This window comes from Variovorax nitratireducens (assembly GCF_051216545.1).
Lineage (GTDB): Bacteria > Pseudomonadota > Gammaproteobacteria > Burkholderiales > Burkholderiaceae_C > Variovorax.
On the sequence record NZ_JBPJZO010000001.1, the window covers coordinates 306847 to 322625 of the forward strand.

At 65.7% G+C, this 15779-nt stretch carries 16 protein-coding genes; 14 read left to right on the forward strand and 2 right to left on the reverse strand.

Going from position 1 to position 15779, the window contains the following annotated elements:
• Position 1 precedes the first annotated feature (1 nt).
• The 5 genes from ACSFA8_RS01475 to ACSFA8_RS01495 all read left to right on the forward strand — a co-directional run bounded on the left by ACSFA8_RS01475 (position 2) and on the right by ACSFA8_RS01495 (position 4365).
• A complete protein-coding gene (locus tag ACSFA8_RS01475; protein ID WP_435477752.1) occupies positions 2-835 on the forward strand; it encodes an acyl-CoA thioesterase in 834 nt (277 codons plus the stop codon).
• Positions 832-1581 (forward strand): SDR family oxidoreductase, encoded by a 750-nt coding sequence (locus ACSFA8_RS01480; RefSeq protein WP_435477753.1) that lies wholly within the window; start codon positions 832-834, stop codon positions 1579-1581. The genes ACSFA8_RS01475 and ACSFA8_RS01480 overlap by 4 nt, the downstream gene beginning before the upstream one ends.
• Before the next feature lie 345 nt (positions 1582-1926).
• On the forward strand, positions 1927-2520 hold the full coding sequence (locus ACSFA8_RS01485; protein ID WP_435477754.1) for a 2-hydroxychromene-2-carboxylate isomerase: 594 nt from the start codon (positions 1927-1929) through the stop codon (positions 2518-2520).
• Positions 2521-2550: 30 nt separating this feature from the next.
• On the forward strand, positions 2551-3330 hold the full coding sequence (locus tag ACSFA8_RS01490; RefSeq protein WP_435477755.1) for an enoyl-CoA hydratase: 780 nt from the start codon (positions 2551-2553) through the stop codon (positions 3328-3330).
• Positions 3331-3393: 63 nt separating this feature from the next.
• Positions 3394-4365, forward strand: coding sequence for a tripartite tricarboxylate transporter substrate-binding protein (locus ACSFA8_RS01495; protein WP_435477756.1), 972 nt, complete (start codon positions 3394-3396; stop codon positions 4363-4365).
• Between the two features lies 1 nt (position 4366).
• Here ACSFA8_RS01495 and ACSFA8_RS01500 read toward each other — a convergent pair whose 3' ends face one another.
• Positions 4367-4789 (reverse strand): acyl-CoA thioesterase, encoded by a 423-nt coding sequence (locus tag ACSFA8_RS01500; RefSeq protein WP_435477757.1) that lies wholly within the window; start codon positions 4787-4789, stop codon positions 4367-4369.
• 41 nt (positions 4790-4830) lie between these two features.
• On the opposite strand from ACSFA8_RS01500, the gene ACSFA8_RS01505 reads away from it, so the two are divergent.
• From ACSFA8_RS01505 to ACSFA8_RS01540, 8 genes are all read left to right on the forward strand, one after another.
• Entirely contained in the window at positions 4831-6723 is a 1893-nt protein-coding gene (locus ACSFA8_RS01505) for an ABCB family ABC transporter ATP-binding protein/permease (RefSeq protein WP_435477758.1), read from the forward strand.
• 26 nt (positions 6724-6749) lie between these two features.
• Positions 6750-7688 (forward strand): 2-hydroxyacid dehydrogenase, encoded by a 939-nt coding sequence (locus ACSFA8_RS01510; protein WP_435477759.1) that lies wholly within the window; start codon positions 6750-6752, stop codon positions 7686-7688.
• A gap of 37 nt (positions 7689-7725) precedes the next feature.
• Entirely contained in the window at positions 7726-8718 is a 993-nt protein-coding gene (locus ACSFA8_RS01515; protein ID WP_435477760.1) for a LysR substrate-binding domain-containing protein, read from the forward strand.
• A gap of 159 nt (positions 8719-8877) precedes the next feature.
• The gene (locus tag ACSFA8_RS01520) at positions 8878-10329 is read left to right on the forward strand and encodes an aspartate ammonia-lyase (RefSeq protein ID WP_435477761.1); all 1452 of its coding nucleotides are present in this window, start codon (positions 8878-8880) and stop codon (positions 10327-10329) included.
• 169 nt (positions 10330-10498) lie between these two features.
• Positions 10499-11395, forward strand: coding sequence for a transporter substrate-binding domain-containing protein (locus ACSFA8_RS01525; RefSeq protein ID WP_435477762.1), 897 nt, complete (start codon positions 10499-10501; stop codon positions 11393-11395).
• Between the two features lie 99 nt (positions 11396-11494).
• Positions 11495-12226, forward strand: a complete 732-nt coding sequence (locus tag ACSFA8_RS01530) for an amino acid ABC transporter permease (RefSeq protein WP_435477763.1) — start codon at positions 11495-11497, stop codon at positions 12224-12226.
• A gap of 1 nt (position 12227) precedes the next feature.
• The gene (locus ACSFA8_RS01535) at positions 12228-12917 is read left to right on the forward strand and encodes an amino acid ABC transporter permease (protein ID WP_435477764.1); all 690 of its coding nucleotides are present in this window, start codon (positions 12228-12230) and stop codon (positions 12915-12917) included.
• 15 nt (positions 12918-12932) lie between these two features.
• Complete coding sequence (locus tag ACSFA8_RS01540) at positions 12933-13670, forward strand: amino acid ABC transporter ATP-binding protein (protein WP_435477765.1); 738 nt, start codon at positions 12933-12935, stop codon at positions 13668-13670.
• A gap of 142 nt (positions 13671-13812) precedes the next feature.
• On the opposite strand, the gene ACSFA8_RS01545 is transcribed toward ACSFA8_RS01540, so the two are convergent.
• Complete coding sequence (locus ACSFA8_RS01545; protein ID WP_435477766.1) at positions 13813-14727, reverse strand: LysR family transcriptional regulator; 915 nt, start codon at positions 14725-14727, stop codon at positions 13813-13815.
• A gap of 170 nt (positions 14728-14897) precedes the next feature.
• On the opposite strand from ACSFA8_RS01545, the gene ACSFA8_RS01550 reads away from it, so the two are divergent.
• Positions 14898-15761, forward strand: coding sequence for an alpha/beta hydrolase (locus ACSFA8_RS01550; protein ID WP_435477767.1), 864 nt, complete (start codon positions 14898-14900; stop codon positions 15759-15761).
• Positions 15762-15779 lie beyond the last annotated feature (18 nt).

Genomic DNA, 15779 nt, shown 5'->3' on the forward strand with positions numbered 1-15779 from the left:
CATGACCGCTCCCCACATCTTCGACCGGGCGCTGGCGCTGAAGCCCAGCGGCATCCGCGCCGGCCATTCGACCGGCATGACCAGCGCCGACTACTGGAACATGATCGGCCCGTTCGGCGGCACCACCGCGGCCGTGGTGCTGCAGTCGGTGCTGCAGCATCCAGACCTGCTGGGCGCGCCGATCGCGCTGACGGTGAACTACGCGGCGGCCATCGAGGCCGGGGCGTTCGAGGTGCAGGCCACCGCCGTGCGCACCAACCGGTCGACGCAGCACTGGACGGTAGAAATTACGCAGGCCGGCGCCAGCGGCGCTCCCCATGTGACCACCACTGCAACGGTGGTCACAGCTGCGCGCCGCGAGACCTGGGGCGCCAACGACCTGCCAATGCCTGCCGTACCGGCGCCGGCCGCGGTCAAGCGCATCAGCATCGGCCCGACCGGCGTCGCCTGGACGAACCAGTACGAGATGCGACCGGTCAGCGGCAAGATTCCGGCGACCTGGGATGGCGGCGGCGACCACAGCGAATCCTTGATTTGGCTGCGCGACGCTGATCCGCGCCCGCTCGACTTCGCCTCGCTGGCGTCGCTGAGCGACATGTTCTATCCGCGCGTCTGGCTGCGCCGGGCCCGGCATGTGCCGGCCGGCACCGTGTCGATCACGACCTACTTCCACGTCGGCCCGGCCGAACTCGCCGCCGTGGGCATCGGCTACCTGCTGGGCCGCGCGGTCGGGCAGCAGTTTCACAACGGCTTTTTCGACCAGTCTGCGCAGTTGTGGAGCGAGGCGGGGCTACTGCTGGCCACCAGCAACCAGATCGTCTATTTCAAGGAATGACCATGACGCGCAAGACCGCCCTGATCGTCGGTGCCGGCGACGCCACCGGCGGCGCCATTGCGCGCCGCTTTGCGCGCGAGGGCTACGTCGCCTGTGTCACGCGCCGCAGCCTCGACAAGCTCCAGCCGCTGGTCGCGCAGATCGAGGCCGACGGCGGCGCGGCGCGCGCCTTTGCCTGCGATGCGCGCAAGGAAGAAGAGGTCATCGCGCTGGTCGAAGAGATCGAATCGACCATCGGCCCGATCGAGGTGATGGTGTTCAACATCGGCGCCAACGTGCCCGAGAGCATCCTGGCCGAGACCGCGCGCAAGTACTTCAAGGTGTGGGAGATGGCCTGCTTCTCGGGCTTCCTGAACGGCCGTGAAGTGGCCAGGCGCATGGTGGCGCGTGAGCTTCCCAGGGGCGGGCATCGCGGCACGATCATCTTCACGGGGGCCACGGCATCGCTGCGTGGCGCGGCCAACTTCGGCGCTTTCTCGGGCGCGAAGATGGCGTTGCGCGCATTGGCGCAATCGATGGCGCGCGAACTGGGTCCGCAGGGCATTCACGTCGCGCACGTGGTGGTCGACGGCGCGATCGATACCGAGTTCATCCGCAGCAACTTTCCCGAGCGTTATGCACTGAAGGAGAGCGATGGCATCCTGAATCCGGATCACATCGCGGACAGCTACTGGATGCTGCATACGCAGCCGCGCGACGCGTGGACGCACGAGCTGGATCTGCGGCCGTGGTCTGAGAAATTCTGAGATGAGCCCCTGCTTTTCGTTTGATCGTGCTGGGCGTCGGGCGCGTTGTTCAGGGCGCGATCCCGCCGACGGGGTACCTTGCTCCGCGAATGTCCCCCGGCCTGCGGCCTCCTCCTTTATTTCGCTGCGCAAGGCACCCCATCGACGTGATCGGTGTTCAGAGCGGTCGTTGATCAGCGGTACACCCCCAGCGTGCCCTGGTGCACAGGGCGTCGGGTGCTCCCCGCAGCGAAATAAAGGAGGAGGCGAAGCCGGGGGACATTCGCGGAGGGGAGTACCCGGCGGCCTGTGCACGCGCCCCGAACAAAAGCGCCCCGAACAAGAACACCCGACAAAGAGACACCCATGACCCACTCCATCGACTTCTATTTCGATTTCGGCAGCCCCGCCGCCTACCTGGCCGCGACGCAGCTGCCGCACATCGCGGCCGACGCCGGGGCCACGCTGGTCTGGAAGCCGATGCTGCTCGGCGGCGTGTTCCAGGCGACCGGCAATCACTCGCCCGCCGAGATCAAACTCAAGGGCCGGTACCTGAACAAGGATATGGCCCGCTTTGCCAAGCGCTACGGCGTGCCCTTTGTGCACAATCCGAACTTTCCGATCAACACGCTGCTGCTGATGCGCGGCGCTGCCGGGCTGCAGACGGAGCAGCCCGAGCGCTTCATGGACTACGTGAAGGCGATATACGACGCGATGTGGGTCGACGGCCGCAACATGAACGACCCCGCCACCGTGGGCGCCGTGCTGCAGGCCGCCGGCTTCGATGCGGCAGCCGTGCTGGCGCTCGCCAACGCGCAGGCCACCAAAGACCGGCTCAAGGCGACCACGCAGGAAGCGGTCGAACGCGGCGTGTTCGGTGCGCCCACCATGTTCGTCGGCGACGAAATGTTCTGGGGGCAAGACCGCCTCGACTTCGTGCGTGAGGCCCTCGCGGCCTGAACTTCATCATTCTTCTCCAAGGAAACCTCCATGAGCGACATCCTCGTCCACACCGAAGCCGGTGTAATGACCCTGACCCTCAACCGTGTCGAGCGCAAGAACTCGATCACCGGCGCCATGTACGACGCGCTCTCGGCAGCGCTCGAGCAGGCCACGGGCGATGCGGCCGTGCGCACCGTGCTGATCCAGGGCGACCCGACCATTTTCAGTGCCGGCAACGACATCGGCGACTTCATGGCCGCCGCGAGCGCGCCGGCCCAACAGACCCTGGCCGAGTCGCCCGCGATCCGCTTCCTGCGCGCGATCGCGGCATTTCCGAAACCGGTTGTCGCCAGCGTCTGCGGCCCGGCCGTCGGCATCGGCACCACGCTGCTGTTTCATTGCGACCTGGTCTATGCGGGCGACAACGCCGCGTTCTCGATGCCGTTCGTGAACCTGGGCCTAGTGCCCGAAGCCGCATCGAGCATGCTGGCGCCGCAGATGTTCGGCTACCACCGCGCGGCCGAGGCGCTGCTGCTGGGCGAGCCCTTCATGGCAGAGGCCGCGCTCGAAGTGGGCCTGGTCAACCGCGTCGTGCCGCCGACCGAATGCAACGGAATCGCGCAGACCCAGGCGCGCAAGCTGGCGGCCAAGCCGTTGTCGGCGCTCGTCGAAACCAAGCGCCTGCTCAAGCTGGCACAGCAGCCCGCGGTGCTGGAACGCATCGGCGTGGAGGGCGCGAGCTTCGGCATTGCGATGCGCTCGCCGGCGGCCAAGGAAGCTTTCACCGCTTTCATGGAAAAGCGCAAGCCCGATTTCTCGAAGGTCTGATCGCCGTTCGTCGAACGGCCCTGCGCTAAAGTGCTTCTCCGCTTTTCACTAGGAGACGACAGCGTGGCCATCACAAGACGACAGGCATTGGCAGCGGCTGCGTTGCTCGGCGTGGGCGCCACCGCCGGCGCGCAAACCGCTGCGCTGGAGGGCGGCACCCTCAAGATCGTGGTGCCGTATCCCGCGGGCGGCACTTCCGACCGCGCGGCACGGCTGCTCGGCGACGCAATCGCACCGAAGCTCGGCGTCACGGTGATCGTCGAGAACCGCGTCGGCGCTGGCGGCAGGCTCGCCGCGCAACAGGTTCACAAGGACACCAGCGGCCAGAACCTGGTGCTGCTGGCCAACCCGGCCACCATGCTGGTCGCACCGCTGGTGTTCAAGGACGCCGGCTACGACCCGGACAAGGACTACGTCCCGCTGTCCCAGGTCACGAGCTACGACTTCGGCATTGCGGTCGGCCCGGCCGTGCCGGTGCGCGAGTTCGGCCATCTGCGCGCCTGGATGCAAACCAACCAGGACAAGATCGCCGCCGGCGTGCCCGCCACCGGCAGCCTGCCCCACTTCTTCGCGCTGATGCTGGGCGACAAGATGAAGCTCAGCATGCCGGTGGTGGGCTACAAGGGCTCGGCGCCGCTGATGAACGACCTGATGGGCGGCCACGTGCCGATCGCCTTCGACTCGCTCGATGCGCTGGAGCCACTGGCCAAGGCCGGCAAGGTGCGGATCCTGGCCGTTTCAGGCGTGCGCCGCGCGGCGTCGCTGCCCGATGTGCCGACCTTCAAGGAAGCCGGGCTCGACCTGTCCGCTTCGGGCTGGAACGTGGTGTATGCGGCCCAATCGTTGCCAGCGGCACGTCAGCGCGCCATCGCAACGGCCGTGCAGCAGGCCATGGCCGACCCGGCGCTGCAGGCCCGCTTCAGGGCCGCCGAGATGGTGCCGGTGTCGAGCAGCAGCGCGCAGACGGTGGCGATGCTCGCCGCCTACAAGGCGCAGTGGGCGCCGGTGGTGAAGAAGTCGGGCTTTCAGCCCTGATTCACTCCCGCTCGATCGCCCGCGGCCTTCCGTTGTCGTCGATCGCCACGTAGGTGAAGGTGGCCTGCGTCACCTTGAGGTACTCGCCCTGTGCGTTGAAGCGCTCGGCGAACACCTCGACCATCACGGTGATAGATGTGCGGCCGATCTTCACCAGCTTTGAATAGAACGAGAGGATGTCGCCGAGCCGCACCGGCTGCTTGAAGATGAATTCGTTCACCGCCACGGTTGCCATGCGGCCCTTGGCATAGCGCGCCGGAATCACCGAGCCCGCCAGGTCGCACTGGGCCATGACCCAGCCGCCGAAGATATCGCCGTTGGCGTTGACGTCGGCCGGCATCGGAATGACTTTGAGCACCAGCTCCATGTCGGTCGGCAGGCTCTTGAGGGTTGCGGCCACACTGGCGCTGGAAGAATCGGACATGGGCACAATCTGGAGAACAACAACAGCCACGATTGTCATCCATGCGCCGCAGCGGCGAAACGCTTTCCTCTCCTCACGCCGCCTCTTCCGGTGCGCCCGCGCGCACCGACCGCTCCGACTGGGCCACGCTGCGCCGCCTGTTTCCCTACCTCTGGCAGTACAAGTGGCGCGTGCTGGCGGCGCTGGCTTTCATGGTTGGCGCCAAGGTCGCCAACGTCGGCGTGCCGGTGCTGCTGAAGAACCTGGTCGACACCATGACGCCCAGGCCCGACCTGGCGCAGGCCTTGCTGGTGGTGCCGATCGCGCTGCTGGTGGGCTATGGGCTGCTGCGTTTTTCGACCTCGCTGTTCGGTGAACTGCGCGAGCTGGTCTTCGCCAAGGCGACCGAAGGCGCGGCGCGCAGCATTTCGCTCGAGGTGTTCCGGCACCTGCACGCGCTGAGCCTGCGCTTTCACCTGGAGCGGCAGACCGGCGGCATGACGCGCGACATCGAGCGCGGCACGCGTGGCGTGCACTCGCTGATCTCGATGTCGCTCTACAGCATCGTGCCGACGATCATCGAGCTGACGCTGGTGCTCACCATCCTCGGCGTGAAGTTCGACGCGCTGTTCGTCTGGATCACGGGCGTGGCGCTGATCCTCTACATCGGCTTCACCGTCACGGTGACCGAATGGCGCACCCAGTTCCGAAAGACCATGAACGAGCTCGATTCGGTCGCGCAGAGCCGTGCGGTCGATTCGCTGCTGAACTACGAAACGGTCAAGTACTTCAACAACGAGGAGTTCGAGGCGCAGCGCTACGACGCGAGCCTGGACCGCTACCGCAAGGCCGCCATCAAGAGCCAGCGCACCCTGTCGATGCTCAACACCGGCCAGCAGCTGCTTATCGCGGTGAGCCTGGTGCTGATGCTGTGGCGCGCGACCGCGGGCGTGGTCGAAGGGCGCATGACGCTGGGCGACCTGGTGATGGTCAACGCCTTCATGATCCAGCTCTACATTCCGCTCAACTTTCTGGGCGTGATCTACCGCGAGATCAAGCAGAGCCTGACCGACCTCGACAAGATGTTCGTGCTGATGGAAAAGGAGCGCGAGGTGCGCGATGCGCCGCAGGCGCAGCCTCTGGCGGGCGCCGACTCCACCGTGCGTTTCGAGGATGTCAGCTTCGCCTACGAGGCCGCGCGCCCGATCCTCAAGCATGTGAGCTTCGAGATTCCTGCCGGCAAGACGGTGGCGGTGGTCGGCCCCTCGGGCTCGGGCAAGTCCACGCTGGCGCGGCTCATGTACCGCTTCTACGACGTGGGCGTCGGCCCCCGGCCCGCCGAAGGGGGCGCCGCCGACCTGGGGCGGCCCGGCATCGGCGGGGGCCGCATCACCATCGGCGGCCAGGACATCCGCGAGGTCACCCAGGCCAGCGTGCGGCGATCCATCGGCATCGTGCCGCAGGACACGGTGCTGTTCAACGACTCGGTCGAATACAACATCGCCTACGGCCGCCCGGGTTCCACGCGCGACGAAGTCGAGGCGGCGGCGAAGGCGGCACGCATCCACGATTTCATCATGGCCACGCCAAAGGGCTACGACACGCCGGTCGGGGAGCGCGGGCTCAAGCTCTCGGGCGGCGAGAAGCAGCGCGTGGCCATTGCGCGCACGCTGCTCAAGGATCCGCCGATCCTGATCTTCGACGAGGCCACCTCGGCCCTTGACTCGGCCAACGAGCGCGCGATCCAGGGCGAACTGCAGAGTGCCGCGCAGAACAAGACCACGCTGGTGATCGCGCACCGGCTGTCGACCGTGGTCGACGCGCACGAGATCCTGGTGCTGGAGAGCGGTGTCATCGTCGAGCGCGGCACCCATGCCGGCCTGCTGGCGCAGAACGGCCGCTACGCGCAGATGTGGGCGATGCAGCAGGTTGAAGCAGCGCCCGTCGTCCTTTGAGATCTCCATTCAGGAACAACGAACGCATGTCCGAGAAGATTCCCCTGCTGGTGATCACCAGCTTGTCGAGCGAACACCAGTCCCGCCTGGCAGAGCGCTACGCGCTGACCTATGCGCCCACGCCGGGCGAGCGCGACGCCGCCATCGCGGCGCACGGGCCAGGCTATCGCGCGGTGCTCACCATCGGCGTGATCGGACTCACCGCCGCTGAAATGGCCGCCTTGCCGGCGCTGGAGCTGGTGTGCTGCATGGGTGCCGGCTACGAACTGGTCGACCTCGACGCGGCCCGCCAGCGCGGCATTGCATTGGCCAACGGCCAGGGCACCAACGACGACTGCGTGGCGGATCACGCCTTCGGCCTGGTGATCGCGTCGGTGCGCGGCTTTCGTACGCTCGACCGGCTGTGCCGCGAAGGCGTGTGGCGGCTCGCCATCCCGCAGCCGCCCAATGTTTCGGGCAAGCGCCTGGGGATCCTCGGGCTCGGCACCATCGGCCAGAAGATCGCGCGCCGGGCGGCCGGCTTCGACATGGCGATCGGCTATCACAACCGCAAGCCGAAGGAAGGGGCGCCGCACCGCTACTTCGACAGCGTCAAGGCGCTGGCCGACTGGTGCGACGTGCTCGTCTGCGCCACGCCGGGCGGCCCGGCCACCCGGCACATCGTCGACGCCGAGGTGCTGGACACGCTCGGGCCGCAGGGCTTCCTGGTCAACATCGGCCGCGGCAGCGTGGTCGACACCGACGCGCTGGCCGCGGCCCTGCGCGAAGGCCGCATCGCCGGCGCCGGCATCGACGTGTACGAGAGCGAGCCGAAGCGGCCGGAGCAACTGATCGGCCTCGACAACCTCATCCTGACCCCGCACCTGGCCGGCTGGTCGCCCGAAGCGACCGAAGCTTCCTTCCGGCGCTTCCTGGAGAACGCCGAAGGGCACTTTGCCGGCCGCGGCGTCGTCACGCCGATCTGACTGGACGGCTCATGCGCAAAGAACATAATGCCCGTTCATGGAAACCAAGTGGTTGGAAGATTTCGTCAGCCTCGCTGAAACCCGCAGCTTCAGCCGCTCGGCCCAACTGCGCCATGTGACGCAGCCGGCCTTCTCGCGCCGCATCCAGGCGCTCGAAGGGTGGGCCGGCACCGATCTGGTTGACCGAACTTCGTATCCGACGCGCCTCACCCCGGCCGGCCAGACCCTGTACGGCCAGGCGCTCGAGGTGCTGCAGGGCCTGCAAAGCACGCGTGCCATGCTGCGCGGCCACGCGGCGGCGGGGCAGGACGTGATCGAATTCGCCGTGCCGCACACGCTGGCGTTCACCTTTTTTCCGGCCTGGGTCACGACCTTGCGCGAGCGTTTCGGTCCGATCAAGAGCCGGCTGATCGCGCTCAACGTCCACGACGCGGTGCTGCGGCTGGTCGAGGGCAGTTGCGACCTGTTGATCTCCTACCAGCACCCGTCGCAGCCGCTGCAGCTCGACGCCAACCGCTACGAGATGGTGAGCCTGGGCCACGAAACGGTGTCGGCCTGGGTCAAGCCCGATGCCGATGGCGCGCCGAAATACCGCCTGCCGGGGCGCGCCGGCCGGCCGCTGCCGTACCTGGGCTATGCGCCCGGGGCGTATCTGGGGCGCATGGTCGACCAGCTGCTCAAGGAATCGGGCACCGCGATCCACCTCGACCGCGTCTACGAAACCGACATGGCCGAAGGCCTCAAGGTGATGGCGCTCGAAGGGCATGGCATCGCCTTCCTGCCGCAGAGCGCGGTGCGCCGCGAGGTCAAGGCGCGCAAGCTGGTGAGCGCGCTGCCGCCGGAAATCGACAGCCTGGAAATCACGCTCGAGATCCAGGCCTACCGCGAGCGTCCGACCGCGGCGCCGGCTGGCAAGACCGCCGCGCGCGCCGCCAAGGGCGCGGCGGCCGAAACGGCGCAGGGCGACAAGCGCGCGGCCGATGCGCTGTGGACCTACCTGGTGGCGAATCCGGCGGCGGGCGCCAAATAGCGCCGGTCTGTGAACGATCTATGACAACTGTGCATAGCGGCGCCCGGAAACGGCATTGGCGCGGGTGCAACGGCGAACTTACAGTCGCCGCAGTTTCGCTGTCACGCAAAAAATCTCCAGCACGCCGAGAGCGTGCTTTTTTTTAACCGGGGCGCTGCCATGGATTCGAACTTCCGTACCGAACAAGACTTTCTCGGCGAAAAGCAGATACCCACGGTCGCCTATTGGGGTGTCCACACTGCCCGGGCGGTCGAGAACTTCCCGATTTCGGGCACGCGCATCTCGGCCATGCCCGACTTGGTCCGTGCGCTGGCCTATGTGAAGAAAGCAGCCGCCCGTGCCAATGCCGACCTCGGTGCGTTGGACCGGGAGCGCGCCGGCGCCATCATCCTGGCCTGCGAAGACCTGATCGACGGCAAGCTCCTCGGCGAGTTCGTGGTCGACGTGATCCAGGGCGGTGCCGGCACCTCGACCAACATGAATGCGAACGAGGTGATCTGCAACCTCGCGCTCGAAAAGCTCGGCCACGAAAAAGCCCGCTACGACGTGCTGCATCCCAACGACCATGTGAATGCATCGCAGAGCACCAACGACGTCTACCCGACGGCCGTCCGGCTGGCGCTCTGGTTCGCGATCGGTCGGCTGCTGACGGCGATGGCCGACCTGCGCAAGAGCTTCGAAGCCAAGGCGCTGGAATTCCGCGACGTGCTCAAGATCGGCCGCACCCAGTTGCAGGATGCGGTGCCGATGACGCTGGGGCAGGAGTTCCTGACCTACGCGATCATGATCGGCGAGGACGAGCAGCGCCTGGCCGAAGCCCGGGCACTGATCGAGGAAATCAACCTGGGCGCCACCGCCATCGGCACCGGCATCAACGCGCCGCACGGCTATGCCAACCTGGTGTGCCAGTACCTGGCCGAACAGACCGAAGTCCCGCTCAAGCAGGCCGCCAACCTGATCGAGGCCACGCAGGACACAGGTGCCTTCGTGCAACTGTCGGGCGTGCTCAAACGCGTGGCATGCAAGCTGAGCAAGACCTGCAACGACCTGCGCCTGCTGTCGAGCGGCCCGCAAGCCGGCTTCGGCGAGATCCGCCTGCCGGCGCGCCAGGCCGGCTCGTCGATCATGCCGGGCAAGGTGAACCCGGTGATTCCGGAAGTGATGAACCAGGTGGCCTTCGAAGTCATCGGCAACGACGTTACCGTGACGATGGCGTCAGAAGCCGGCCAGCTGCAGCTCAATGCCTTCGAGCCGATCATGGGCTGGAGCCTGTTCAAGAGCATCCAGCATCTGGGCAATGCCTGCGTCACGCTGCAGAAAAACTGCGTCGAAGGCATCGAGGCCAACCGCGAGTTTCTGGCGAAGCAGGTGCGCGAGTCGGTCACGCTGGTCACGGCCCTCAATCCGATCATCGGCTACGAGAAGGCCGCATTGATCGCCAAGACCGCGCTTAAGACCGGCGGGCCGATCGATCTGGTGGCCGAATCGCTGGGCATCATGACCCGCGAACAGATGGCGCTGTTGCTCGTTCCCGAACATTTGACGCAACCTGTGCGATTGTCCACACCGGTTCCGGTGGCCGCCCTGCCTTCGGGCACAGAGGCTGCTTAGTCATGACGGAACAACGAAAAGCGCGACCAGTGCACCACTTCAGCGCTAGTCAACAAGTCTGCCGACCGGACAAAGTGCGTTGCGCACCGCATTGATTCGGGTATTCCCGAAAACGTGAATGTCTAAAATTTCGTTGTATATCTCTCAGTCACCTTCAGGAGTTCTTCACATGAAAAAGCAAGTACTGGCATTGGCGATTTCCGCCGTCGCCGCTGGCGGCGCGTTCGCGCAAGCCACCGACACCCTGGCCAAGATCAAGGCCTCGGGCATCATCACCGAGGGCGTCCGCGAATCGTCCGGCCTGTCGTACACGCTGGGGAACGGCCAATACACCGGTTTCCACTACGACGTCTGCGCCAACATCATCAAGGACCTCGAGAAGGTTGTCGGCAAGAAGCTCGAAACCAAATACCAGCCGGTGACCTCGCAGAACCGGGTGCCGCTGGTGCAGAACGGCACGGTCGACCTCGAGTGCGGCTCCACCACCAACAACGCCACGCGCGCCAAGGACGTGTCCTTCGCCGTCACCACCTACGTGGAAGAAGTGCGCATCGCGGTCAAGGCCAACTCGGGCATCAACTCGATCAAGGACCTGAATGGCAAGACCGTGGCCACCACCACCGGCACCACCTCGGTCCAGACGCTGCGCAAGAACGAACGCGCCGGCGGCATCGACTTCAAGGAACTCTATGGCAAGGACCACTCGGACAGCTTCCTGCTGCTCGAATCGGGCCGGGCCGATGCGTTTGTGATGGACGGTTCCATCCTCGGTTCCAACATCGCCAAGTCCAAGTCGCCGGCCGATTTCAAGATCGTCGGCGAAGTGCTGAGCGTCGAGCCGATCGCCATCATGATCCGCAAGGACGACCCGGCCTTCAAGAAGGCGGTGGACGACAGCATCAAGGCCCAGATCAAGAACGGCGACCTCGCCAAGCTGTGGGACAAGTGGTTCCTGAAGCCGATCCCGCCGGCCAACGTCACGATCGGCCTGCCACTGTCGGACGCGACCAAGGCCGCCTGGGCCAACCCGAACGACAAGCCGATGGAAGACTACGCCAAGAAGTGATCGCCATGCGGCGCTGACTTCAAAACGCCCGCCCGCAAGGCGGGCGTTTTGTCAAAAAGAGCGCCAGACCCAACAATCGAGCATTTGAGGAGAGTCCCGATGGGATCAAACTGGGATTGGCAGGTCTTCTTGCAGGACCCGGGTGGCAAGTACCCGACTTACTGGCAATGGATGTTGTCGGCGTGGGGCTGGACCGTGTCGGTCGCGGTGCTGGCGCTGATCGTCGCGCTCGTACTGGGCTCGCTGGTCGGCATCATCCGCACGCTGCCCGACAGCCCGTGGCTGGTGCGCCTGGGCAATGCCTGGGTCGAACTGTTCCGCAACATTCCGCTGCTGGTGCAGATCTTCCTGTGGTACCACGTGATTCCCGCGCTGGTGCCGCCGATGAAGTCGGTGCCGAGCTTCGTGCTGGTGGTGCTGGCGCTGGGGTTCTTCACCTCGGCGCGGATCGCCGAGCAGGTGCGCTCCGGCGTCCAGGCATTGCCCAAGGGCCAGCGCTATGCGGGCATGGCGGTGGGCTTCACCACGCCGCAGTACTACCGCTACGTGATCCTGCCGATGGCCTACCGCATCATCCTGCCGCCGCTCACCAGCGAGACGATGAACATCTTCAAGAACTCGTCGGTGGCGTTCGCCGTATCGGTGACCGAACTCACGATGTTCGCGATGCAGGCCCAGGAAGAAACCTCGCGCGGCATCGAGGTCTATCTGGCGGTGACCGGGCTCTATGTGATCTCGGCGTTTGCGATCAACCGCATCATGGCCTACATCGAGAAGAAGACGCGCGTGCCGGGCTTCATTGTCTCGGCCAGCGGCGGCGGAGGACACTGACATGATGAATCTCGACCTGTCCTTCTACAACTGGGAAGTCATCAGCAACTTCGTCCTGAAGGGCTTCTACTTCAGCGTGATGCTGACGCTGGTGGCCACGGTGGGCGGCGTGATCTTCGGCACCGTGCTCGCGCTGATGCGCCTGTCCGGCAAGAAGTGGCTCGACGTACCGGCCACGATCTATGTCAACGGCATGCGCAGCATTCCGCTGGTGATGGTGATCCTGTGGTTCTTCCTGCTGGTGCCGGCCGCGTTCTACGCGTACTTCGGCTCGCTGGGCTCCAACTACCGCTCCGAAATCTCGGCTGTCATCACTTTCATCGCGTTCGAGGCGGCCTACTTCAGCGAGATCATGCGGGCCGGCATCCAGTCGATTCCGCGCGGCCAGGTGCATGCGGGCCAGGCGGTCGGCATGACCTACGGCCAGAACATGAAGCTGGTGGTGCTGCCGCAGGCGTTCCGCAACATGCTGCCGGTGCTGCTGACGCAGACCATCATCCTGTTCCAGGACACCTCGCTGGTCTACGCCATTGGCGCCTACGACATGCTCAAGGGCTTCGAAACCGCCGGCAAGAACTTCGGCCGTCCGATCGAGGCCTACTTGCTGGCGGCCGTCGTGTACTTCATCCTTTGCTACGCGCTGTCGTACCTCGTCAAGCGCCTGCACAAGAAAATCGCCATCATCCGCTGATCGGAGAGTTGAAAAATGATTGAAATCAAGAACGTTTCCAAGTGGTACGGCCCGGTGCAGGTGCTCAACGAGTGCTCGGTCAGCATCAAGCAGGGCGATGTGGTCGTGGTCTGCGGCCCGTCGGGCTCCGGCAAGTCGACGCTGATCAAGACGGTCAACGCGCTGGAGCCCTTCCAGAAGGGCGAGATCACGGTCAACGGCATCGCGCTGCACGACCCCAAGACCAACCTGCCCAAGCTGCGCTCCAAGGTCGGCATGGTGTTTCAGCATTTCGAGCTGTTTCCGCACCTGTCGGTGACCGAGAACCTCACGATCGCGCAGATCAAGGTGCTGGGCCGCAGCGCTGACGAAGCCAAGACCCGCGGCCTGAAGATGCTCGACCGAGTGGGCCTGATGGCGCACAAGGACAAGTTCCCGGGCCAGCTCTCCGGCGGCCAGCAGCAGCGCGTGGCGATCGCCCGTGCGCTGAGCATGGATCCGATCGTGATGCTGTTCGACGAGCCCACTTCGGCACTCGACCCCGAGATGGTCGGCGAGGTGCTCGACGTGATGGTGACGCTGGCCAAGGAAGGCATGACCATGATGGTGGTCACGCACGAGATGGGCTTCGCGCGCAAGGTCGCCAGCCGCGTGATCTTCATCGACGTCGGTGGCCGCATCCTGGAAGACTGCTCGAAGGACGAGTTCTTCAACCATCCCGAGAACCGCCAGGCGCGCACCAAGGACTTCCTCAACAAGATCCTGGCGCACTAGGCTCGCCCCCAGGCTACGCGCACTTCGTGTCGCTTCGCCTTCCCCCGGCCGGGGGCAACACCGGTGGACCGGCGGAGCCGGTTCCACGGTGTTTCTGGAACAAGAGAAAGCCCCGCTTGGCGGGGCTTTCTCTTTTTTTCTTCTATCTGCGCTGGAGGTGCGGGTTGTTGGCGAACAGGTCGGCGGCCCAGTCGACGAAGGCGCGCACCTTGGGGCTCAGGTGGCGGTTGGGCGGGTAGACCACATGCACCGGCAGGGGCGGCGGCGCCCAATCGGCCAGCACTTCGACCAGCTCGCCGCTTTCGAGCTTTGGTGTCGCCGTGAAGGTCAGCGCCTGCGTCACGCCGAAACCCGCCAGCACCGCCGCCATGTGGGCGTTGCCGTCGTTGACCGAGACGCGGTAGGGGCCGGTGACCTCGACACGTTCGTCGCCCTTGACGAACTCGTGCGGGTACATACGGCGCGTGCTGCCGGCGAAGAAGCCGATCACCAGATGCTTCTTCTCCAGCTCGTCCGGATGCGTCGGTGTGCCGTAGCGCTTCAGGTAGGCCGGCGAGGCCACGGTGACCCAGGGCAGGTTGCCGATGCGGCGTGCCACCAGCGACTGGTCGACCAACTCGCCGCCGCGGATCACGCAGTCGACGTTGTCGCCGATCAGGTCGACCACCCGGTCGCTCGCGCCGAGGTCGACCAGAATGTCGGGATATTGGTCGCAAAAGCGCCAGAGCGCCGGAATGATCACATGCGACGCCACCGTCGTTCCGACATCGATGCGCAAGCGGCCCTTCGGACTGGCCTGCGCGTTGGCCATGCTGCCCTCGAGATCGTCGAAGTCGTTGATCAGGCGCGCGGCGCGCTCGAAATAGGCGGCGCCGTCGGGCGTGACCGTGACCCGGCGCGTGGTGCGGTTTAGCAGCTTCACGCGCAGCCGCGCCTCGAGCGCCTGGATCTGCTTGGTGACCGTGCCCTTGGGGAGGTCGAGCGAATCGGCGGCGCGCGTGAAAGTGCCGGCTTCGACAACGCGAACGAAGATCCGCATCGCCTGTATCTGATCCATCTTTAAAGCTTCTCCTCGGGGCCGACGTGGTGCCGGCAGCGGAATTTTCACATGGGCAATCCGGCCGATTGTTAGCCGATTTGAAACAGAGTGGAGGTCTGCCGCCTGTTTTTCACACAGTGCAGCAGGCCTATATTCGATCCATCGTCGATCCAATCCAGGCCCTCACCATGTCACCCCGTTCCCTGTCCAGCGCTGCCGATGCCGTTGCCGTCACGGGAAATGCCGTGGAAGCCGACATCACGATCGAGCTGCCGGGCCGCGACCCGGTCAAGGCCCGCACTTATGGCCTGCGTGCCAGTGGCGCCCAAGGCGCGCCGCTGGTGCTGCACTTCCACGGCGGTACCTTCGTCTGCGGTGGCCTCGACAACGGCCGCACGGTCGGCCACATGCTGGCAAAGGCGGGTGCCGTGGCGGTGTCGCTGGCCTATCCGCTGACACCGTTCCCGGAGCCGATCGAGGTCGGCTACGCGGTGCTCGAATGGCTCTACAAGCAGCGCGTCAAGCTGGCCGGCAAGGGCGCACGCGTGTTCCTGGCAGGTGAAGAGGCCGGCGGCAACCTGGCGGCCGCGCTGTCGATGATTGCGCGCGATCGGGCCCATCCCCCCCTGGCCGGCCAGATCCTGCTGTCGCCGATGCTCGACCCGTGCGCCGGCACGCGCTCGCTGCGCGAAGCGAGCGCCAGCACGGTCGATTGCCGCTTTGCCAGCGGCTGGCAGGACTACCTGCGCTGCCCCGGCGATGCGGTGCACCCGTACGCCGTGCCGGGTGCGTCGATGCGTCTGGCCGAACTGGCGCCCACGCTGGTGCTGGTCGGCCCGGACGACCCGATGCGCGACGAGGCGCTGGCCTATGCCGAGCGGCTGCGCAAAGCCGGCAATCCGGTGACCAGCAGCGTCCTGCAGAGCGCCGCCAACTGGCCCGACGCGCTGTACGACGCGGACAACCGCTGTGGTGCCTGCGAAGCCGCCGTCGAGCAGCAGTTGCGTGACTTCTTCGGCGCCGCGCCCCCGGTACCGCGACCGCCGCACTAGCGCGCCGCGCCACTGCGG